Source organism: Peteryoungia desertarenae (assembly GCF_005860795.2).
In the GTDB taxonomy this organism is placed as follows: domain Bacteria; phylum Pseudomonadota; class Alphaproteobacteria; order Rhizobiales; family Rhizobiaceae; genus Allorhizobium; species Allorhizobium desertarenae.
In genome coordinates this window covers 622,692-643,738 of sequence record NZ_CP058350.1, presented here as the reverse complement: position 1 = coordinate 643,738, position 21,047 = coordinate 622,692, and the positions used below count along the sequence as shown (strand labels likewise).

The 21,047-nt window shown below is 58.9% G+C and carries 24 protein-coding genes; 14 read left to right on the top strand and 10 right to left on the bottom strand.

Annotated elements, in window-relative coordinates:
• Position 1: 1 nt before the first annotated feature.
• Complete coding sequence (locus FE840_RS03055; RefSeq protein ID WP_138287299.1) at positions 2-1,141, top strand: CobW family GTP-binding protein; 1,140 nt, start codon at positions 2-4, stop codon at positions 1,139-1,141.
• 44 nt (positions 1,142-1,185) lie between these two features.
• Here the strand turns inward: FE840_RS03055 and FE840_RS03050 are convergent, their stop codons facing one another.
• The 5 genes from FE840_RS03050 to FE840_RS03030 form a co-directional block, all read right to left on the bottom strand.
• Entirely contained in the window at positions 1,186-1,413 is a 228-nt protein-coding gene (locus tag FE840_RS03050) for a sulfurtransferase TusA family protein (RefSeq protein WP_138287300.1), read from the bottom strand.
• A 4-nt stretch (positions 1,414-1,417) separates the two neighbouring features.
• Positions 1,418-2,635, bottom strand: coding sequence for a L,D-transpeptidase family protein (locus tag FE840_RS03045; protein ID WP_138287301.1), 1,218 nt, complete (start codon positions 2,633-2,635; stop codon positions 1,418-1,420).
• Positions 2,636-2,799: 164 nt separating this feature from the next.
• Complete coding sequence (locus tag FE840_RS03040; RefSeq protein WP_138287302.1) at positions 2,800-3,753, bottom strand: acetyl-CoA carboxylase carboxyltransferase subunit alpha; 954 nt, start codon at positions 3,751-3,753, stop codon at positions 2,800-2,802.
• Between the two features lie 64 nt (positions 3,754-3,817).
• A complete protein-coding gene (xerD, locus tag FE840_RS03035; protein WP_138287303.1) occupies positions 3,818-4,759 on the bottom strand; it encodes a site-specific tyrosine recombinase XerD in 942 nt (313 codons plus the stop codon).
• Positions 4,760-4,772: 13 nt separating this feature from the next.
• The gene (locus tag FE840_RS03030; protein ID WP_171033692.1) at positions 4,773-4,928 is read right to left on the bottom strand and encodes a hypothetical protein; all 156 of its coding nucleotides are present in this window, start codon (positions 4,926-4,928) and stop codon (positions 4,773-4,775) included.
• A gap of 146 nt (positions 4,929-5,074) precedes the next feature.
• On the opposite strand from FE840_RS03030, the gene FE840_RS03025 reads away from it, so the two are divergent.
• Genes FE840_RS03025 through FE840_RS03015 form a run of 3 tightly spaced genes read left to right on the top strand, consistent with a single transcriptional unit; the run spans position 5,075 to position 8,090 of the window.
• Positions 5,075-5,665 carry a shikimate kinase gene (locus FE840_RS03025; protein WP_138287304.1) on the top strand — a complete coding sequence of 197 codons (591 nt, stop codon included), beginning with the start codon at positions 5,075-5,077 and terminating at the stop codon, positions 5,663-5,665.
• Positions 5,662-6,789 (top strand): 3-dehydroquinate synthase, encoded by a 1,128-nt coding sequence (gene aroB / locus FE840_RS03020; protein ID WP_138287305.1) that lies wholly within the window; start codon positions 5,662-5,664, stop codon positions 6,787-6,789. Before FE840_RS03025 ends, aroB begins: the two co-directional genes overlap by 4 nt.
• On the top strand, positions 6,786-8,090 hold the full coding sequence (locus tag FE840_RS03015) for an HlyC/CorC family transporter (RefSeq protein ID WP_138287306.1): 1,305 nt from the start codon (positions 6,786-6,788) through the stop codon (positions 8,088-8,090). Before aroB ends, FE840_RS03015 begins: the two co-directional genes overlap by 4 nt.
• On the opposite strand, the gene FE840_RS03010 is transcribed toward FE840_RS03015, so the two are convergent.
• Positions 8,091-8,372 (bottom strand): BolA family protein, encoded by a 282-nt coding sequence (locus tag FE840_RS03010; RefSeq protein WP_138287307.1) that lies wholly within the window; start codon positions 8,370-8,372, stop codon positions 8,091-8,093. It abuts the gene before it with no gap.
• A 116-nt stretch (positions 8,373-8,488) separates the two neighbouring features.
• Between FE840_RS03010 and FE840_RS03005 the strand changes: the two genes are divergently transcribed.
• From FE840_RS03005 to FE840_RS02990, 4 genes are read left to right on the top strand one after another with little or no spacing between them, the layout of a single operon-like run.
• Positions 8,489-9,115, top strand: a complete 627-nt coding sequence (locus FE840_RS03005; RefSeq protein WP_138287308.1) for a J domain-containing protein — start codon at positions 8,489-8,491, stop codon at positions 9,113-9,115.
• 58 nt (positions 9,116-9,173) lie between these two features.
• On the top strand, positions 9,174-10,166 hold the full coding sequence (cobS, locus tag FE840_RS03000) for a cobaltochelatase subunit CobS (RefSeq protein ID WP_138287309.1): 993 nt from the start codon (positions 9,174-9,176) through the stop codon (positions 10,164-10,166).
• Between the two features lie 12 nt (positions 10,167-10,178).
• On the top strand, positions 10,179-12,077 hold the full coding sequence (cobT, locus tag FE840_RS02995) for a cobaltochelatase subunit CobT (RefSeq protein WP_138287310.1): 1,899 nt from the start codon (positions 10,179-10,181) through the stop codon (positions 12,075-12,077).
• A 7-nt stretch (positions 12,078-12,084) separates the two neighbouring features.
• Positions 12,085-13,086 (top strand): esterase-like activity of phytase family protein, encoded by a 1,002-nt coding sequence (locus tag FE840_RS02990; protein WP_246318838.1) that lies wholly within the window; start codon positions 12,085-12,087, stop codon positions 13,084-13,086.
• A gap of 42 nt (positions 13,087-13,128) precedes the next feature.
• Here FE840_RS02990 and FE840_RS02985 read toward each other — a convergent pair whose 3' ends face one another.
• Positions 13,129-13,764, bottom strand: coding sequence for a VUT family protein (locus FE840_RS02985; RefSeq protein ID WP_138287312.1), 636 nt, complete (start codon positions 13,762-13,764; stop codon positions 13,129-13,131).
• Between the two features lie 148 nt (positions 13,765-13,912).
• Positions 13,913-14,203, bottom strand: a complete 291-nt coding sequence (gene rpmB, locus FE840_RS02980; RefSeq protein WP_138287313.1) for a 50S ribosomal protein L28 — start codon at positions 14,201-14,203, stop codon at positions 13,913-13,915.
• 237 nt (positions 14,204-14,440) lie between these two features.
• On the opposite strand from rpmB, the gene FE840_RS02975 reads away from it, so the two are divergent.
• Genes FE840_RS02975 through FE840_RS02965 form a run of 3 tightly spaced genes read left to right on the top strand, consistent with a single transcriptional unit; the run spans position 14,441 to position 16,821 of the window.
• Positions 14,441-15,205, top strand: a complete 765-nt coding sequence (locus FE840_RS02975) for a DUF3108 domain-containing protein (RefSeq protein WP_138287314.1) — start codon at positions 14,441-14,443, stop codon at positions 15,203-15,205.
• A 44-nt stretch (positions 15,206-15,249) separates the two neighbouring features.
• A complete protein-coding gene (gene yddG, locus FE840_RS02970; RefSeq protein WP_138287315.1) occupies positions 15,250-16,125 on the top strand; it encodes an aromatic amino acid exporter YddG in 876 nt (291 codons plus the stop codon).
• Between the two features lie 57 nt (positions 16,126-16,182).
• Positions 16,183-16,821, top strand: coding sequence for a lysoplasmalogenase family protein (locus tag FE840_RS02965; RefSeq protein WP_138287316.1), 639 nt, complete (start codon positions 16,183-16,185; stop codon positions 16,819-16,821).
• Here FE840_RS02965 and FE840_RS02960 read toward each other — a convergent pair whose 3' ends face one another.
• The gene (locus tag FE840_RS02960) at positions 16,822-17,244 is read right to left on the bottom strand and encodes a cupin domain-containing protein (RefSeq protein ID WP_138287317.1); all 423 of its coding nucleotides are present in this window, start codon (positions 17,242-17,244) and stop codon (positions 16,822-16,824) included.
• Complete coding sequence (gene gloB, locus FE840_RS02955; RefSeq protein ID WP_138287318.1) at positions 17,241-18,014, bottom strand: hydroxyacylglutathione hydrolase; 774 nt, start codon at positions 18,012-18,014, stop codon at positions 17,241-17,243. The genes FE840_RS02960 and gloB overlap by 4 nt, the downstream gene beginning before the upstream one ends.
• Positions 18,015-18,099: 85 nt before the next feature.
• On the opposite strand from gloB, the gene FE840_RS02950 reads away from it, so the two are divergent.
• From FE840_RS02950 to FE840_RS02940, 3 genes are all read left to right on the top strand, one after another.
• Positions 18,100-18,882 carry a class I SAM-dependent methyltransferase gene (locus tag FE840_RS02950; RefSeq protein WP_138287319.1) on the top strand — a complete coding sequence of 261 codons (783 nt, stop codon included), beginning with the start codon at positions 18,100-18,102 and terminating at the stop codon, positions 18,880-18,882.
• Between the two features lie 135 nt (positions 18,883-19,017).
• A complete protein-coding gene (gene hisC / locus FE840_RS02945) occupies positions 19,018-20,124 on the top strand; it encodes a histidinol-phosphate transaminase (RefSeq protein ID WP_138287320.1) in 1,107 nt (368 codons plus the stop codon).
• Positions 20,124-21,047 carry a prephenate/arogenate dehydrogenase family protein gene (locus FE840_RS02940; protein ID WP_138287321.1) on the top strand — a complete coding sequence of 308 codons (924 nt, stop codon included), beginning with the start codon at positions 20,124-20,126 and terminating at the stop codon, positions 21,045-21,047. The genes hisC and FE840_RS02940 overlap by 1 nt, the downstream gene beginning before the upstream one ends.

Sequence of the window (21,047 nt, the reverse complement as noted above, 5' to 3'; positions counted from 1 at the left end):
CATGTCCCAGCTCGCTGACCGGATTCCGGTCTCCATCATCACCGGCTTCCTCGGGGCTGGGAAGTCGACCTTGCTCAACCAGATCCTGAAAGATCCGGACATGCGCGATGCAGCGCTGATCATCAACGAGTTTGGCGAGGTCGGCATAGATCATATGCTGGTCGAGGCTTCGAGCGACAGTGTTGTGGAGCTATCTGACGGCTGCCTGTGCTGCACGGTCCGTGGTGAACTGGTCGACACCTTGGCCGAGTTGATTGACGGGATGCAGACGGGACGGTTGAAACGGCTCTCGAGGATCGTCATCGAAACCACAGGTCTCGCCGACCCGGCTCCAGTCATGCAGTCGGTCATGGGGCATCCGGCGATTGGCCAGCATTTCGAGCTGGATGGCGTTGTCACGGTGGTTGATGCAGTCAATGGTCTTCCGACTCTTGCCGAGTTTTCCGAAGCGGTTCGCCAGGTTGCGGTCGCCGATCGTCTCATCCTGACCAAGCAGGCGCTGGCCAATGTTTCGACCGTCAATGCTCTCCGGCAGCGCATGCGCGACCTTAACCCGCGAGCGCCCATCACAGATGCCGATCAACTTGGTGTCCGTCCGGCGTCTCTTCTGGTCAATGGGCTTTATGATCCCTCCACCAAGATCGCTGATGTCGATCGGTGGCTTCGTGACGAGATCGCGGATGAGCACCATCATCATCACAGCCATGACCACGACGATCACCATGATGCTCACCACCATCACCATCATCATGATGTGAACCGGCATAACGCGTCCATCCGGTCCTTCTCGATCCTACATGATGTTCCGATCGACCCCATGGCGCTGGACATGTTCATCGATCTTCTCCGGTCGACCCATCCGGAAAAGATCCTTCGGATGAAGGGAATTGTCGCTTTGACGGATCGCCCGGATCGCCCGCTTGTCCTGCATGGCGTGCAGTCGATCTTTCATCCGCCGGTGCGCCTGCCGGCATGGCCAGGAGAGGATCACCGCACCCGTTTGGTTCTGATCACGCGTGATCTTTCCGAAAACTATGTCCGGGATCTGTTTGGCGCGTTTACGGGCAAGCTTGCCATTGACCGTCCGGATCGGACGGCCATGCTGGACAATCCGCTTGCCGTTCCGGGCGTGAAATTCTGACCTTGGCCAGTTCCCCCCGTTCCGATCAGCGCTGCTGTTTCACGTCACGACTTGCGGATCAGGAATCGATGGCCGCCGGTTACCGTCTCGGACTGGACAAGCTCATGGCCATCCTCCCGACAGAAATGCGGTATGTCGATTACGGCCAGCGGATCGGTGGTCTCAACCCAGAGACTGGTCCCGGACGGCAGGGTTGAAAGTCGCTTTCGCGTACGCAAGACCGGCAAGGGGCATTTCAGACCCTTGAGGTCATAGATCTCCGGCTGGTCCATAGTCTTACCAGATCTTCCAGAAGGGCTTCTTCTCTGCTGTCTGGGCCTCACCCTGCTGGTTTTGCGCAGTATTCATCGGGTTCGGTTGCGGAATCGGCGCGGATTGCCCTGCCGCGGCGACAGTTGCGTTTGTGTTTGCCGCCGGTGCCGATTGATTGTTCGTAGTTTCATTTGCTGCTGGGGCTGCCATTTCAGAAACCGCAGCCGAAGCCGAGCCGTTCTGTACATCTTCCAAACGAGCAAGACGCCCTGCCTTGAGGGCTGATCCTGTCGGGGCAAAAGCCAGATCATGCGCGCGAGACTTGCGCAAATCCGCGACCAGCGCCTTGCGCTCGGCCTCGGTCGGATCAATCCAGATCTTTCCGTCGTACTTCTTCAGCGCCTTTTCATAGGCGGCGTCATAGGCCTTGTTGTAGGATGCAAGGGCCATCTCCAGCGCCGGCGGCTTCGACATGGGCGGGCATGCGGCGGTTGGGACAAAAGACTTGCCCTCTGCCGCTTGCATGTTGAACACGTATCGTCGATCGCAGACATTCACCTCGGGCGGACGCTTCGTAACCTCGAAATTGTCATAACCGACCTTCAGGTTCTGCCAGAATTCTATATGCGGGCTGTGTCGGTGCCGCGCCATGTTTTCCGCCGTCATGCGGAATGGAAAGGCCTGAAGCTGAATGTTCTGCTGGCCACCAGCGAATGCATCACGTGCAAAGGCATAGATTTCGAGCATCTGTGCATCCGTCATGGAATAGCAGCCAGATGACGAACAGGCGCCATGAATCATCAGATGGGTGCCGGTACGGCCATTCGCCTGATCGAAGCGGTTCGGATAACCGGTGTTGATCGCGAGAAAATACTTGGAATTCGGGTTGAGATGGTGCTGAGACAGGGGATAGAAGCCCTCGGGCGCCTGACGGTCACCTTCCTTGAACTTCGGTCCCAGCCGTCCGGACCACGCACAGATCTCGTACTCGACAATCTTCTCGAAGCGGTTGTCGGCCTTGGCCTTCCAAACCTCCAGGATACCTTCTTCCTTGAAAATGCGAAATGCGATCGGGGAGTTGCGCGGCATCCCCTTCTTCTTCATTTCATTCAAGATCCGGGGCGGCAAAGGTTGATGCACCTTGTTCGCGGCGATACGCGGATCGACGCTTTCCAGTGCATCATTGCAGCCGACGAGACCGCCTGCCAGGATCAAAAGGATAGCTGTGTGTGTCCAGCGCATGCAATTCGGTTCTTTCACTGAAGAGAACAACAGGCCCATTAGGACCCAGCCCTTCTAGTCTAGGATCGCTTTCTTCACAAATCATAAACCAAATGCCTGTCGATCCAGTCAATCAAGATGTTGCGATCAACATCTTGCGAGGATGCGTGAAAACGAGCTCAGCCTCAAAGATTGCGCCCGATATCCAGGAACTTCTGGCGACGATCCGCACGAAGCTTGTCGCCTGGTTGTGGTGAAAGTTCGGCAAGGGCCGCGGCAATCACTTCACCCGTTGCATCAATTACACGCTCCGGCGCGCGATGCGCCCCGCCGACAGGTTCCGGAATGATGGCGTCAATGATGCCAAGACCCTTCAGGTCGTCAGCTGTTATGCGCATGTTGGTCGCCGCTTCCTTTGCGCGGGTAGAATCGCGCCACAGGATTGAAGCGGCCCCTTCCGGCGAGATCACCGAATAGATTGCGTGTTCCAGCATGTAGACGCGGTTGCCCGTTGCAATCGCGATAGCGCCGCCGGAGCCGCCTTCACCGATCACGACAGAGATCATCGGTACCTTGAGGCCGAGGCAGGTTTCAGTCGAGCGCGCAATGGCTTCGGCCTGACCACGTTCTTCGGCGCCAACGCCGGGATAGGCGCCAGCCGTATCGATCAATGAGATGACCGGCAAACCGAAACGGTCAGCCATTTCCATGATGCGGATAGCCTTGCGGTAGCCTTCCGGGCGCGGGCTGCCGAAATTGTGCTTGAGGCGTGACTTGGTGTCGTTGCCCTTTTCCTGGCCGATAATGGCTACAGGCTGACCCCGGAAGCGACCGAGCCCGGCCTGGATGGCAGCATCTTCTGCAAACTTCCGGTCACCGGCGAGGGGTGTGAAGTCCGTAAACAGACGCGCGGCGTAATCCACGAAGTGCGGTCGCTGCGGATGGCGCGCCACCTGGGTCTTCTGCCAGGCGTTGAGCTTTGAATAGATCTCGACCATGGCCTCCTGGACGCGGGCCTCCAGCCGGGTGATCTCTTCCGAAGTGTCGATGCTTTCATCTTCTTCCGCCAGCTTCTTCAGTTCGCGGATCTTAGCTTCGAGGTCTGAGATTGGCTTTTCGAAGTCGAGATAATTATGCATGAAGTCGGTTCCGATCGTGTTGCCCTGGGCGCTTGTCTGCCGTCAGGTACCGGCGTTGCCGGTCCTAATCGTGGTTTTTGCCCTGTTTTGCAAGGGGGTGATGCGTATAGACGAGTTCCTGCAGCCTTTCATCCAGCACATGGGTATAGATTTGCGTGGTCGAGATATCGCTATGGCCCAGCAGTTCCTGAACCACGCGAAGGTCAGCACCATTGCCAAGCAAGTGGCTGGCAAAGGCGTGGCGCAGCACATGGGGAGAGACTGCAGCCGCCGATAATCCCGCCCTTATGGCAAGATACTTCAATTCCCGCGCAAAGACCTGCCTTGCCAGATAGCCTTCCTTGCTGGACGCCGGGAAAAGCCACGGACTTTCCTCATAACCGGGTATTGCCGCTCGGGCCTTCGCGTAGCGTGCCATGGCGTTCAGCGCTGAACGCGAAAGGGGAACAAGACGTTCCTTGTTGCCCTTGCCGCGCACGATGAGAAAACGACCCTCCTGGCTCAGGACCTTTGCAGGAAGCGAGACGAGTTCGCTGACGCGCATGCCGGTCGCATAGAGCAGTTCGACGAGAAGCAGCCGCCGCAGCCTTATGAACCTGTCAGGCTCATCGGCCTCGGCCTCTTGCTCGGCAAGGGCCAGCATCCTGTCAACATCGCTGACGCTCAGTGTCTTTGGTAGGGATCTTGCCTTCTTCGGAGCATCCAGGATGGCAGTTGGATCGTCCGTCCGCAGGCCTTCTGCATAGAGGAATTTGTAGAACTGTCGCATCGCGGACAAGCGTCTTGCCTGCGAGGTGGCCTGGAAGCCGCGGCGATTGAGATCGACCAGATAGGCGGATAAGTCCTCACGCATTGCGCTGTCTATGGATACGGAGCGGCCTGACAGGAAATCCGACAGGTCGTCGAGATCGCGTTCGTAAGATGCGAGTGTATTGGCTGCTGCGCCGCGCTCGGCGCTCATCATTTCCAGGAAGGCTTCGATACGGGCGTGAGCAAAGCTGGACAATGGGTCTTCCCGTTCATTCTGCAGCGGGCGGATTTATGCGTTCCGAAGGAATGCGGATTGTGGCTTCCCGTTCCCTTGGTTCAACGAATGTCACCAGCGACCACATGGCGCCATAAATGATCCCGGCGATCGTCGCGCAGATGAAGAGAAAGCGGAACAGTGTAGGCATCTCGGTCCTCTGCCGGTCAATCCAAGATATGTATAGGCTTCCGACGGCTTGCAAGTGCTCGTGGGGGCCAGCCTGATTTCGCGCAACGGCTTGACGCTTGGCCTGCATTTGTCAATACCGTTCCTTAAACAGTAGTGAACGGGCTGATGACAGACATCCTTCTTACCGCAGAGCCGACTCTTGGCCAGCGCGCCCGGACGGCACTCGGACGTCGAAATCTTGTATTTGTTGGGCTCATGGGGGCCGGCAAGTCGGCGATTGGCCGTATGGTGGCCACGCAACTGGGTCTGCCATTCATTGATACCGATCATGAAATCGAACGCGTTTCGCGCATGACAATCACCGAATTGTTTGCGGCCTATGGCGAAAACGAGTTTCGCGCACTTGAGACACGGGTGATAAAGCGACTGATGCGGGGTGGCCCGAGGGTCATTTCGACCGGCGGGGGGGCTTTCATCAACGACAACAGTCGACATCACATCAAGTCCGCCGGCCTGTCCATCTGGCTCAAGGCGGATCTGGATGTTTTGTGGGAGCGGGTCAACAAGCGCGACCATCGACCGCTTCTGAAGACTGAAAACCCGAAGCAGACGTTGCAGGACCTCATGGATCGTCGCTACCCGGTTTATGCGGAGGCGGATTTGACTGTCCAGTCCCGCGATGTCCGCAAGGATGTGATTGTCGACGAAGTGCTTGAGGCAATCATCGATTACTGTGACAAGGGTAAACCCAAATGAGTAAATCGGAAACTGCGGAGCGCATCGTCCACGTACCGCTGGGCGAGCGTGCCTATGACATTCTGATCGGACCAGGCCTCATCGCCAAGGCTGGCGGGGAAATCTCGACCCGCATCAAGGGGCGCCGGGCGGCCATCGTGACCGACGCGAATGTTGGTGCGCTTTATCTGGATGGGCTGATGGACAGCCTCCAGACAGACGGCATCGAAGCTGTTTCCGTAACCCTGCCGGCAGGCGAGAAGACAAAGAGTTTTGAAAGCCTGACCGAAGTCTGCGACGTGCTTCTGGAAGCCCGTATCGAGCGCAATGATGCGGTGATTGCGCTGGGTGGCGGTGTGATCGGCGATCTTACCGGCTTTGCCGCAGGCATCGTGCGGAGAGGCGTGCGCTTCGTGCAGATCCCGACGTCTCTTTTATCCCAGGTCGATTCCTCCGTCGGTGGAAAGACGGGCATCAATACCCGCCACGGCAAAAACCTTGTCGGTGTTTTCAATCAGCCGGATCTGGTGATTGCCGACACGGACATCCTCAATACGCTGAGCGAGCGCGAATTTCGAGCCGGCTATGCCGAGGTGGCGAAATACGGCCTGATCGACAAGCCGGACTTCTTTGAATGGCTGGAGAGGAACTGGCAGGACGTTTTCGCCGGTGGGCCGGCCCGTATCGAGGCCATTGCCCAGAGCTGTCAGGCTAAGGCAGACGTGGTCGTCGCCGATGAACGGGAGAACGGTCGCCGAGCCCTCTTGAACCTTGGCCACACCTTCGGTCATGCGCTGGAAGCGGTTACCGAATATGACAGCAGCCGCCTGGTTCACGGAGAAGGCGTCTCCATCGGGATGGTTCTGGCCCACCGCTTTTCCGCCCGTCTCAATCTCGCAAGCCCGGATCTTGCCGATCGCGTCGAGCGGCATCTCAAGGCTGTCGGTCTGCCAACTCGGATGAGCGAGATCCCGGGCGAACTCGCGCCGACCGATGCATTGATGGCGGCGATCGCGCAGGACAAGAAGGTCAAAGGGGGCAAGCTGACATTCATCCTGACACGGGATCTTGGCCAGTCTTTTGTCGCCGATGATGTTCCTGTATCCGAAGTCCATCGCTTCCTGGAAGAAATGAGAGTGGTATGATGGAAAGCCTGATTGCGACCCTTGCCGAATACTGGCTGACGCTCCTGGCGATCCTGCTGCTCATCATCCTGTCCGGCTTCTTTTCCGGGTCGGAAACGGCTTTGACCGCGACGTCACGGGCGCGCATGCACACGCTTGAGATGAACGGCGACAAGCGCGCCACGCTCGTCAACTTCCTGATCGAGCGCCGTGATCGCCTGATCGGCGCCTTGCTGATCGGCAACAATCTCGTCAACATCCTGGCCTCGGCGCTGACCACCAGCCTGTTTCTCGGCCTGTTCGGCGATTCCGGCGTTGCTGTTGCGACACTCTTGATGACGGCCCTGCTCGTCGTGTTTTCCGAGGTCCTGCCGAAGAGTTGGGCGATTTCGGCGCCCGAGCGCTTTGCTCTCTTCGTTGCGCCTTTCGTTCGGCCTTTCGTGCTTCTGGTCGGCCCGCTTTCCAGCGCTGTCAACTGGATCGTGCGCAAACTGCTCGGCGCTTTCGGTGTTTCGATTTCGGGCGAGGCATCCATGCTTTCCGGCCACGAAGAGTTGCGTGGTGCCGTGGCTTTGCTGCATCGCGAGGGTGCGGTGGTGAAGGCCGACCGCGACCGGCTCGGCGGCGTGCTCGACCTTGGCGAACTTGAAGTCTCCGACATCATGATCCACCGGACGGCCATGCGCGCCGTCAATGCCGACGATCCGCCGGAAGTCGTCATCCGCAACATTCTCGAAAGCCCCTATACCCGCATGCCGGTCTGGCGGGGCTCGACCGACAACATTATCGGTGTCGTCCATGCCAAGGATCTGACCCGGGCGCTGGCCGAGCCAAATGTCGAGCCCAAGGATCTGGATATTGTGAAGATCGCCCAGAAGCCCTGGTTCGTACCGGATACCACCAACCTGAAAGATCAGCTCAACGCCTTCCTGCGTCGCAAGAGCCATTTTGCCGTGGTTGTCGATGAATATGGTGAAGTGCAGGGCGTCGTGACGCTCGAGGATATCCTGGAAGAAATCGTTGGCGATATTGCCGATGAGCATGACCTGGAAATGCAGGGTGTGCGTCAGGACAGCGATGGGTCGATTGTGGTGGATGGCGGTGTTCCGATTCGCGACCTCAATCGTGCCATGGACTGGCAGCTTCCTGATGAAGAAGCGACCACCATTGCCGGGCTTGTCATCCACGAATCAAAGAGCATCCCGGAGGAACGTCAGGCCTTCACCTTCTACGGCAAGCGGTTCATCGTGATGAAGCGGGAGAAGAACCGCATCACCAAGCTGCGCATCCGCCCCGTCGAACCTGCGACGACCGAGTCCTGATCACCAGCGGGTTGGTTCGCCGGGAGCTGCCGGCTCGATTGCCAGCGCATGAAGGCCGGCGTCGAGTTCTGGCCTCAAGGCTTCGGTAACCGCCCGGTGCCGTGCGAGCCGCGTCATGCCTTCGAATGCGCCTGCAACGATGCGCACCCGCATGTGGGTTTCACCCGTCCCGGTGATGTCGGGCTGATGTCCGGCATGATGGCTGCTCTCGTCGATGACGATCAGTCTTTCGGGGCTGAACCGATCGCGAAGGGTAGCTTCAATGCGGGCGCGGACGCTCATACCTCTATCCTGACCTTGATCCTGATTTCCTGCTTCTGGAAAAAGCCCCACAAAGCGCCGAACAATCCTGTTTGTCAATTCTTGTCGACCCTTGGCCAGCGCCCCATAATCACAGCATGAAACTTGACTCGAAATACTTCGATCGGATCCGCACCCGGCGCAAGTGCGATGCGGAGCCCGAGAAAACAACTCCGACCTGTCAGTGGGACGGCTGCGACAAGCCGGGCGCCCATCGCGCACCTGTTGGCCGTCATGCCGAGGGGCAGTTTTTCATGTTCTGCTTCGAGCACGTGAAGGAATACAACAAGGGCTATAATTATTTCTCCGGCCTGTCCGACACAGAGATTGCACGCTATCAGAAGGAAGCGATCACCGGACATCGTCCAACCTGGACGGTCGGCGTCAACAAGGCGGCCAAGGCAAGCCCTCTGCATTCGACGGCCCGGTCCGGTTCTGCTGCGTCACAGGCGCGCATCAAGGATCCCTTCGGCTTCGTGCAGCAGGGCCGCGGCGGGACCTCGCGTTACCAGCCGACCGAGCGGAAGCTCAAGACACTTGAGGCGAAAGCGCTGGATACATTGGGACTTACGGTGCAGTCCACCGCGCAGGAGATCAAGATGCGCTACAAGGAGCTTGTCAAAAAACACCATCCTGACGCAAATGGCGGAGACAGGGGATCGGAAGAGCGTTTTCGCGCTGTTATTCAGGCCTACCAATTGTTAAAGCAGGCTGGTTTCTGTTAATCCGAAGATCAGCGGCATCCTTATGCAGCCGGGCGGCGGCGTCCGGCATGGAGACACAATGAGCAAAATTGACCTTGATATTGCCAATCTGCCCGACACGACCGTGTCGGTGCGTGAGGTATTCGGCATCGACACCGATATACGTGTTCCAGCCTATTCGAAGGGCGATCCTTATGTTCCGGATCTTGATCCCGATTATCTGTTCGACCGTGAGACGACGCTTGCGATTCTGGCGGGCTTTGCTCACAACCGTCGTGTCATGGTCTCCGGCTTCCATGGAACCGGCAAATCGACCCATATCGAGCAGGTGGCCGCCCGCCTGAACTGGCCTTGCGTACGTGTCAACCTCGACAGTCATGTCAGCCGTATTGATCTCGTCGGCAAGGACGCGATCGTTTTGAAGGATGGCAAGCAGGTTACCGAATTTAAGGACGGTATCCTGCCCTGGGCCTATCAGCACAATGTCGCGCTTGTCTTTGATGAATATGATGCCGGCCGCCCGGACGTGATGTTCGTCATCCAGCGCGTGTTGGAAAGCTCGGGCCGCCTGACATTGCTCGATCAAAGCCGCGTCATCCGCCCGCATCCGGCCTTCCGCCTGTTCGCGACCGCCAACACGGTCGGTCTCGGCGATACGACTGGCCTCTATCACGGCACGCAGCAGATCAACCAGGCACAGATGGACCGCTGGTCGATCGTGACCACGCTCAACTACCTGCCGCATGACAAGGAAGTCGACATCGTCTCGGCCAAGGTCAAGAGCTTTGGCGCGACCGCCGAGGGGCGCGATACGGTATCACGCATGGTGCGCCTTGCCGATCTGACGCGCGCCGCCTTCGTCAATGGCGACCTTTCGACCGTCATGAGCCCTCGGACCGTCATCACCTGGGCCGAGAATGCCGAGATCTTCGGTGATGTGGCCTTTGCCTTCCGCGCAACCTTCCTGAACAAGTGCGACGAGCTTGAACGGACGCTTGTCGCTGAGCAATACCAGCGCGCCTTTGGCGTGGAACTGAAGGAAAGTGCGGCCAACATCGTGCTTGGCGCATAAGGACCGATAGGCATGGCAGGTCGCGGCGATAATTCGAGGGCCAAACCGGGTGGCGGGGTCGATACCGAACCGATGCGCCGCGCCATCACCGGCTGCGTCCGGGCGGTGGCCGGCAATGGCGAAGTGGAAGTCGTTTTCGCCAATGAACGTCCGGGTCTCGCCGGCGACCGTGTCCGCTTGCCAGAGCTTTCAAAGCGTCCAACGGCCCATGAGCTGGCGGTCACTCGCGGGCTAGGTGACAGTATGGCCCTGCGCCTTGCCTGTCATGACCAGAAGATCCACGCATCGATGGCGCCGCAAGGTGCCGATGCCCGTTCGGTTTTCGATGCCGTTGAACAGGCCCGGGTTGAATCGATCGGGACCAGGCGAATGCCCGGCATGGCAGCGAACATCCGGTCGATGAACACCGAGAAATATGCCAAAGCGAATTTCAGCACGATCTCGCGCCAGGAGGATGCACCGCTGCAGGAAGCGGTTGCCATGCTTGTGCGCGAGAAGCTGACCGGTGAAAAGCCACCGGAGACTGCAGGCAAGGTGCTTGATCTGTGGCGCGGCTTCATTGAGGACAAGGCGGGCAACAGCCTTGATAACCTCGAAGCCACAATGAATGATCAAAACGCCTTTGCGCGCGAGATCCGCCATATGCTGAGCGCGCTGGAGATGGCCGAGGATATCGGTGAGGACCCGGAAGAGGGCAGCGACGACGAGACAACCGACGAGGAGCAGCCTCGCAGCGGTGAACAGGAGCAGGAAACCGCCGAAGAGGAAGCCGGACAGGAATCAGCGCCCGCTGAGGAAAGCGAGAGTTCTCAGGAGCAGCTTGAAGACGGTGAGATGGACGGTGCCGAGATGTCTGACGAAGACATGTCGGACGAGGGCGATGACGACAGCGAGACCCCCGGCGAGATGCGCCGCCCGGCGAGCCCCTTCGACGATTTCAACGAGAAGGTCGACTACCGTATCTTCACCCAGGAATTCGATGAAATCATCACGGCTGAAGAGTTGTGTGACGAGGCCGAACTGGACCGGCTACGGGCTTTCCTGGACAAGCAGCTTGCGCACCTCCAGGGTGCTGTCGGGCGCTTGGCGAACCGGCTCCAGCGCCGCCTGATGGCGCAGCAGAACCGGTCCTGGGACTTCGACCTTGAAGAAGGTTATCTGGACCCCGCGCGGCTGACGCGCATGATCATCGATCCGATGCAGCCACTCTCCTTCAAGAAGGAGAAGGACACCAAGTTCCGCGATACCGTCGTGACGCTGGTCATCGACAATTCCGGCTCGATGCGTGGTCGACCGATCACGGTTGCCGCGTCTTGCGCCGATATTCTCGCCCGTACGCTCGAACGCTGTGGCGTCAAGGTTGAGATCCTCGGCTTTACCACCAAGGCCTGGAAGGGCGGCCAGTCGAGGGAGAAATGGCTCGCTGGCGGCAAGCCGCCGGCACCTGGACGCCTGAATGATCTGCGCCACATTGTCTACAAGTCCGCCGATGCGCCCTGGCGGCGTGCGCGGCGCAATCTCGGCCTGATGATGCGCGAAGGCCTGTTGAAGGAAAACATCGACGGTGAAGCGCTGATGTGGGCGCATAACCGTCTCGTCGCCCGGCGGGAACAGCGCAAGATCCTGATGATGATTTCCGATGGTGCGCCGGTGGATGACTCGACATTGTCGGTCAATCCCGGCAATTACCTAGAGCGGCATCTGCGTGCTGTCATCGAGCAGATCGAGACGCGCTCGCCGGTGGAATTGCTGGCCATCGGTATCGGCCATGACGTGACGCGCTATTACCAGCGTGCCGTCACCATCGTCGATGCCGATGAACTGGCGGGTGCCATGACCGAGCAGCTGGCCGCTCTCTTTGAAGAGAGGAGCTCGTTCGGTCAAGGTGCGGGGCGTCGTCGCCGTGCCTAAGAGGGCCTTGAGAGACCGGGGCCTGATGGCGCTTGGTATGGTTTCGCTTGTTGCTCTCACCGCCTGCCAGAAGTCGGAACTGGTGGCTGGAGAAGCCCTGCCGATTGTCGTCGAGGCTGAGGTGATCAGCGCCTTTGGCGGTAGTGCCACGCTTGCGCCGGGCCTAACCTTTGTGGGCGGGCTTGAACTTTCTTCCGACGAACCGTTGTTCGGTGCCTTCTCCTCCTTTCGCTTTCTTGCCGACGATCGCTTTCTCGGCATCTTCGATACCGGCTACTGGATTGAGGGCACTGCTCGTCGTGACCCTGATGGCCGGCTCATCGGCTTGGATGGCGTCAGTCTTGCCGCAATGCTCGATGAGTCCGGTCGCGAGAGCCGCAAGATGCTGGTTGATGCCGAAAGTCTTGCCCTGAGGGATGGTGAGGTCTATGTCGGTTTCGAGCAGCGGCACAGGGTTGTGCAATATGCACCCGTTTCAGCGCTGCACGAGGCTCGCCCATCCGCGCCGCTGGCGCTTCCCTTCGACACGGGCGCACTCAGAAACAATGGCGGGCTGGAAACGCTTGTGGTTGCGCCGTCAGAAAGTGTGCTTGGGCCGGCCCTCGTTGCGATCTCTGAAAAAAGCGTCGACCAGAACGGCAACAATATCGCGGGGATCCTGGACGGATCGCTACAAGGCGAATTCCGTGTGCGTCCACGCGATGGTTTCGACATAACCGATGGCGTATTTCTGCCAAACGGTGACCTTGTTCTGCTCGAGCGTCGTTTTGCCATCTCCACCGGCGTTGCCATGCGGCTTCGGCGCATTGCAGCGGATGCCATCCGTCCGGGTGCCATTGTCGATGGCGAAGTGATCCTGGAGGCGGATCACGCGTCGCAGATCGACAATATGGAGGGGATTGATGCACGGTCGGCGGATGACGGTTCCGTGCGTCTGACCCTGGTCTCGGATGATAACCATTCGCTTTTGCAGCGTACGCTCATGCTGGAATTTCGACTGGAAAGATGATCCCGGAGACGCGGCAGGCCTCCGGGAAGAATGACCTAAGGACTACAAGGCTCTGCTCTGCGGCATGGGCTTGATGATGCTCAGCAGTGCGCCATAGGGCAAGAGCATCGCAAATCCGACCAGCATCTTCACCGTCAGGTCGCCGAGCGCCCAGGAAATCCAGCGCGGTGCTTCTGTTGCGAAGATCCCGAGGAGCGGCGCCCAGGCGATCGCGAAATCGTCGTTCGGACCCAACAGGAAGAAAGCCGGAGCAAAAGCCAGCGCGAAGAAGATTGCCGTATCAAGGATAGAGCCGAGCAGCGATCCGAGCAGGGGAGCCTTCCACCAGCTGGCAGCGCGCAGCCGATTGAAGATCGCGATGTCGAGCAGCTGACCCACGAGGAAAGCCGTACCGGACGCGATAGCGATGCGCGGACTTGCAAGAATCACGGACAGGATCACGCCAACCACGAAGCCGACCAGTACCACCTTGCGCGCAGCCGAGGGTCCGAACTGACGGTTGGTCAGATCGGTGATCAGGAAGGCGATCGGGTAGGTGAAAGCACCATAGGTGAGGAGGTCGCCAAGGCTGATACCGGCCAGCGTGCCGCTCAGCGGAAACTGGACGAGGAAGTTGGATGCAACGACAATCGTTGTCATCAACAGGCTATAGGCGATGAAATGAGTCTTCATGAGCATTTTTTTATCCTGGGTGATGCCACCAGTTGGAGGAACGGAACAGATCGGCCAGACTTGAGGTTTCTTTCGGCTGGCCAATCTCAACTCAAACGAAAAGGCTTGTCCGGAGGTCCGGCCAAGCCTTGATAGAAGGGCTCAAAGGCGCTGATTAAGCGGCTTCGGCGGTCTTCTTGACGATCTGGCGGCGCAGCAGGCGGGCGCGCATGCTCAGTTCGGTTTCGCTGGACTTCAGCAGGAACGCGTCAAGACCACCGCGATGTTCAACCGTGCGCAGGGCAGCAGCGGAAACGCGCAGACGGTAGCGCTGGCCGAGAACGTCCGAGATCAGCGTAACGTCGCACAGGTTCGGCAGGAACTTGCGCTTGGTCTTGTTGTTGGCGTGGCTCACATTGTTGCCCGTCTGGACGCCCTTGCCGGTCAATTCGCAACTGCGGGACATGGTACACCTATTTTTCTTAGGCCATCGCATTGCTTCCGGGCAAATGCCGGTCAGGCAATCCAACAGCGCTTGATTGGAAAGTTGCGGTTCTATAGTCAGGCTCGGCCCGCACGTCAAGCCAATCCTTGGATTTTGTAGACCGGCCTCTGCCATCCGCGCTATTTTGTTGCCATAGTCGACAGCAAGGATACAGCTGGTTGTCCAAACTGGCCGCCTTGCTTCCATGGGGTTCTCATCGTGCGTCTTCGGTTACTGGTTGCTGCCCTCTTCCTGTCCCAGTATCAGCCGCTACAGGCGACTGAAATTCGCTCCCAGTCATCCTACTCCGTTGCGCTTGGGGTCCTGCCGATTGCCAAGCTTTCGTTCGAAACGCGGATCAAGGATGGTCGCTATGAGATCGACGGACAGTTCCAGGCTGTCGGTCTTGCCGACATGGTCAGAGATATCTCGGCGAAATCGCGTGTCAGCGGTCGCCATGTCAATGGAACACTGGCTGCTGAACGCTACGAACTCCTCTATCGCAATGGTCGCAAGGAAAGCACCTATGAGGTTGCCTTTCGCGATGGGGTTGCCGTGAGCACAACGGTCACGCCGCCGCCAAAACCACGTCCCGAAAGCTGGGTTCCGGTAACCGAAGCCGATCTCAAGGGGGTCCTTGATCCAATCGGAGCCCTGCTGATTTCCGATCAGGGCGATATCTGTCGGCGCACCATTGCCATCTATGATGGCGAAAGCCGCATCGATCTCGTTCTGTCGCCGAAAAATCAGCGCAGCCAGAACACCGGCGGTTTCAAGGGCGATGTGACCGTCTGTGGTGTCCGTTATGTGCCACGCTCGGGCTATCGCCAGGGCCGCAAGGATATCGAATATCTGAAATCGATCGACGACATCGAAATCGCATTTGCAAGGACAGCACAGCTCCAGTTATACGCTCCCGTCTATGCGCGTATCCCCACGCGCTACGGGACCGTTTTCATCTCCGCCACACGCTTTGATGGGTAGGGTTTGAAGGCCTTCCTGCCAATGATTTCTGGAGGGAGGGTCAAATGAAGACGCGGGCAACGCTGATCGGGTTTACCGCCATCCTGATGTGGTCCTTTCTCGCTCTGATGACGGCGGCATCGGGTCAAATGCCACCTTTCCAGCTCTCGGCCATTGCCTTTGCCATCGGTAGCCTGCCTGGTCTTTTCATCTTTGCCCGCGATCCGTCCCGGCTGAAGGACTTGCGTCAGCCTGCAAAGGTCTGGTTCGTCGGGATCGGCGGACTGTTCGGCTATCACTTCCTCTATTTCACGGCACTTCGAAATGCGCCGGCTGTCGAGGCGGGGCTCATCGCCTATCTCTGGCCGCTGCTGATCGTCGTAGGCTCGGCACTGCTGCCCGGCGAAAAGCTGCGGTGGTATCACTTGGCCGGCGCTCTCGCCGGCCTTGCCGGTACCTTCCTGATTGTTGCCCGCGAAGGCGTCGCCTTCGATCCGCGTTATGCCCTCGGATATGGCGCCGCCTTCCTCTGCGCCTTCACCTGGGCTGCCTACTCCCTGCTCAGCCGACGGTTCGAGGCGGTTTCGACCGATGTGGTGACTGGCTTTTGCCTTGCCACGTCCGCGCTTTCGCTGGTCTGCCATGTTTTTCTCGAGCAGACGGTCTGGCCTGTATCCGCGCTCGAATGGCTGGCCGTTGCCGGGCTTGGTCTCCTGCCGGTTGGTGCTGCCTTCTATGTCTGGGACTATGGGGTAAAGAACGGCGATATCCAGATCCTGGGCGCCTCCAGCTATGCGGCACCGCTTCTCTCGACCATTCTTCTGATCATTTTTGGGTTTGGAGAGCTTAGTGTCAGAATTGGACTCGCATGCCTGCTGATCACGGGTGGCGCAGCACTCGCGGCCAAGGATATGATCTTCCGGCACAGCCAAAGAACGTAGTCCCAAGGGGGCCGAGTTCTGCCGCTTGTTGCACGCGTTCAAGGATGGCAGGTGTGAATGTCTGCGACCACTATACTGGCCCTGTCGATTACGGGTGGCGTGAGTTATTTCCTGGTCTTGTCGCGGCCCAGGAGCCACATGCGCGCCGCGTGGAAAACATTGCCGGTTCTCTTGCTGGCCCTCTATGTCTTGCTTCTTGGCCAGTCTCCGCTTCTCGTCGCCGCACTCCTTTTCGGCGCGCTTGGCGATGCCTTTCTGGCCTATGATGGAAAGCCTGCTTTCCTGCGCGGCCTTGTTGCGTTCCTTTTCGGTCATTTCTGTTATGCGGCACTGCTGTACCCGCAGTCCGATCTTTCTCTCTTCATCGAGGAATGGTGGCGACCGGCGACCGGTCTTTTCCTTGCCGCCTTCACGCTTGCAATCCTCGCTCACATCTGGCGACCTGCAGGCAGTGCGGCACCGGCTCTTGCACTTTACGTGCTGGTCTTCTTCGCCGTAGCGCTGTTCAGCCTGTCCGTGCGCAATCCCTTGGTCTTTGTCGGCATGGCACTGTTCATCGTGTCTGACATCATCCTGGTCTTGCGCAAGTTTACACTGCCCGACACCCCGGCTCTCCACATGATCGCTTCCAATCTCGTCTGGGCAACCTATTACCCGGGCCAGCTGCTGCTTGCCTGGTCTTTGTCCAACCCGTAGTCAGCCGCCCGGCTGCCAGTCCGGCGGCGCCATCTCGAAGGCGTCAAAGGAAAAGCCCGGTGCCACCGTGCAGCCCACAAGCGTGAAATCCCCGAGGCTTTCGGCAGACTGCCACTCGTCAGCCCGGATCACGACCTGAGGGCGTTCGCCTTTCGCGAGGTCGGGGCCCAGCACGTGGCGCGTGACAATCTTACCATCCGCCGACGCATGCAGGGCAAGGGGCGCGCCGGCATAATAGTGCCAGACCTCGGAGGCGTCCTTGACCTTGTGCCAGTGTGATCGCTCTCCGGCTTCGAGAAGATAATAGATCGCCGTCGAGTGGCCGCGGCTACCACCTTCTTCGTCGCGATAGGTTTCCACATACCAGCCACCCTCGGGATGACGCTGCATGCCAAGGGTTTTGATAATCTCGGCTGCGTTCATTTGAAATTGTCTTTCCGCTTGCGGATTTCGGCAAAGACATCCTCATTTGATGCAGTCTCAAGCTGCAGATGCTTGCGGATGGCCGGATCCGAAGGTCTCAGGAAGGGATTGGTTTCCTTCTCCAGCCCGATCGTCGTCGGAATGGTGAACTGTCCTTTCGCCCGCTGCCGTTCGATATCGTCGGCGCGTGCCAGAAGTCTTGTGTTGGTCGGGTCGATTGTCACAGCGAAGCGCGCGTTGGAGAGCGTGTATTCGTGGCCGAAATAGACGACCGTCTCGTCCGGCAAAGATGCAAGCTTCTGCAGCGAATGCCACATGTCCTTGGCGGGACGTTCGAACAGGCGACCGCAACCCAGCGCAAACAGGGTGTCGGCTGCAAAGAGCAGACTGTCGTCCGGCAGATAATAACAGATATGCCCTGCTGTATGGCCGGGTGTCTCAATCACCTTGACCCTATGGGGGCCGAACCGGAACTCGTCATCATCGCCAACGGACTGATCAAGGCCAGGAATGGCAATCGCTTCATTCACCGGGCCGATGATTTCGCAACCGAACCGCTCTTTGAGAGCAAGGTTTGCCTCCACATGATCGCCATGATGATGGGTCGTGAAGATGTGGCTCAGCGTCCAGCCGCGGCGCTCGCAGGCATTCAGGATGGGTTGCAGCTCCGGCGCATCTATCGAGGCCGTGAGTCCGGTATCGGGGCTGTGAAGCAGCACGCCGAAATTGTCGCTGCGGCACAGAAAGACTTCCAGTTCGAGGGATTTCATCGGTCAAACGGTCCTTCTTTGTCGGTTGCCCGAATGTAACGAGTTCGGCTTTGAAGTCCAATCTCTGTCTGCTAACAATGTGCATATGCACGTTGATATTGTCGATCTACGTCAGTTTTATCACTCCATGCTCGGACGCGTCGCGGAGCAGGCGATCGCCATGGCGCTGTCGTCGATCTGGGCCAAGCTGCCGCAGGAGCGGCTCGTCGGCCTTGGCTACTGCACGCCCTTCCTGGATCGGTTTCGCCCCGATACCGAACGAACAATGGCCTTCATGCCCGCGGGGCAGGGGGCCGTAAACTGGCCGATCGGCGAATTGTCAGCCACAGCCCTTGTCTTCGAGGAAGAATTGCCGTTGCCGGATTCCTCAATTGACCGGGTCCTGATGGTGCACGCGCTGGAATTTGCTGAAAATCCGCGCGAGAGCCTGAAGGAGATCTGGCGCGTGCTCGCGCCGGGCGGGCGACTTGTAATCGTCGTCCCAAACCGCCGAGGCGTCTGGGCACGGATGGAGCATACGCCCTTCGGTTCCGGGCGACCCTATTCGCGCGGCCAACTGACGGCCCTTCTCAGGGAAACCAATTTTACGCCAGGCGCCAGTGCCGAAGCGCTCTTCTTCCCGCCTTCGAAGCTGCGCGCTCTTCTCAGGCTGCGGCGTGGTTTCGAGCGCGTGGGCCGTATGCTTTGGCCTGCCTTTTCCGGTGTCATAGTCGTTGAGGCGCAGAAGCGCCTTTATCAGGGGCTACCCGTTGCGGCTCGGGCGTCGCGCCGCGTCTTTGCGCCGGTTCTTGCGCCACAGGGCGTTCCGACAACCCGCGTCGGCGTCGGTCCGCATCGCCGCCTGCATTGGGATGTCAGCGATTATTGAACTGCGCTTGCCTGCGGGAATAGGTATCAGCCCCGCAAGGCTCGAAAGTCTCGACAAACTTGCTGTTCCGCATTATTGCGAAAGCCTTCGCCGGGGCCTTTGAGCGGTCCTTTTCCAGAACAGGAAGTCAGTCTGATGAGCAGCGCCTCGCTAAAGCCTATGCCGCGTCCGGGTATTCTCGATATTGCAGCCTATGTGCCCGGCAAGGAGCATGCCCCCGGTGTTGCGCGGGTGTTCAAGCTGTCCTCGAATGAAACGCCGCTCGGGCCGAGCCCCAAGGCGCTCGATGCCTTCAAGCAGAGCGCAGGGCATCTGGAAATCTATCCGGACGGACAGGCAAAGCTGTTACGCGAAGCCATAGCCGATGTGCATGGGTTGAACGCAGCCAACATCATCTGCGGCAATGGATCGGACGAGCTGCTCGGGCTGCTCTGCCATGTCTATCTCGGTCCGGGTGACGAGGGCATCATCACCGAGCACGGATTTCTGGTGTACAAGATCCAGATCATGGCCTGCGGCGCGACGCCTGTGGTTGCCAAGGAAAACGACTGCCGGGTGGATGTCGACGCCATTCTCGCTGCAGTCACCGACAAGACGAAGATCGTCTTCATCGCCAATCCCGGCAATCCGACCGGCACCTATGTGCCAGCGAGCGAAATCCGTCGTCTGCATGCGGCATTGCCGCCCCATGTCATTCTGGTTCTCGATGGTGCCTATGCCGAATATGTGCGGCGCAACGATTATGAAGCCGGTATCGAACTGGTCTCGACGAGCCGCAACGTCGTAATGACGCGTACCTTCTCCAAGGCCTATGGTCTTGCAGCGCTACGCATCGGCTGGGCTTATGGGCCAGCCGAGATCATCGATGCGCTCAACCGTATCCGGGGACCGTTCAATCTCAATGCGCCGGCGATCAGTGCCGGTGCGGCTGCCATGCGTGACCAGGATTTCATTCGTCAGGCGGTGGATCATAACACTCACTGGATCGAGCGACTAAGCGAGGCGTTCACCCAGCTCGGACTGAAGGTCACGCCTTCGGTCGCCAACTTCGTCCTCATTCATTTCCCGGATACGGATGGCAAGCGGGCTGCCGATGCCGATGATTTTCTGACATCGCGTGGCTACGTCCTCCGTGCCGTCAGGAGCTATGGTTTCGACAATGCCCTTCGCATGTCGGTCGGCTCGGAAGAGGCCAATCTCGGCGTCATCGATGCGCTAACCACCTTCATGGGGCGTTCCTGATGACTGCAGTTCTGTTTGACCGGATCGCGCTGATCGGCATCGGTCTGATCGGCTCGTCGATTGCGCGCGACATCCGCAAGCTCGGCCTGGCAAAGCATGTCGTCATATCCACCCGCAGTGCCGAGACGCTGAAGCGGGCCGAGGAACTTGATCTCGGTAGCTCTTATACGGGATCTGCCGCAGAGGCGGTCGAGGGTGCCGATCTTGTCGTCGTCTCGGTTCCTGTCGGTGCATCCGAAGCTGTCGCTCAGGAGATCGCCTCCCGCCTGAAGCCGGGTGCAATCGTGACCGATGTCGGCTCCACCAAGGCGTCGGTTATTGCGCAGATGGCACCGCATATGCCCGATGGTGTCCACTTCATCCCGGGCCATCCACTCGCGGGTACCGAAAAATCCGGCCCGGATGCCGGTTTTGCCGGTTTGTTCAAGGGGCGCTGGTGCATCTTCACACCACTTCCCGACACGGACCCGGAGGCCTTGGCGCGTCTTCGCAATTTCTGGGAAGCGCTTGGCTCGCGTGTCGACGAAATGGATGCCGTGCATCACGACAAGGTGCTGGCGATCGTGTCGCATCTGCCGCATATCATTGCCTATAACATCGTCGGCACGGCGGATGATCTGGAGACGGTGACGGAGTCCGAAGTCATCAAGTATTCGGCTTCGGGCTTCCGCGACTTTACCCGTCTTGCGGCATCCGATCCGACCATGTGGCGCGATGTCTGCCTGCACAACAAGGACGCGATCCTGGAAATGCTGGCCCGTTTCTCCGAGGATCTGGCCTATCTGCAAAGGGCAATCCGCTGGGGTGAAGGCGACAAGCTGATGGAGCTCTTTACCCGCACGCGCGCCGTCCGCCGCTCGATTATCGAGGCCGGCCAGGATGTCGATGTGCCCGATTTCGGGCGCCAGCGTCCAGACGCCTGA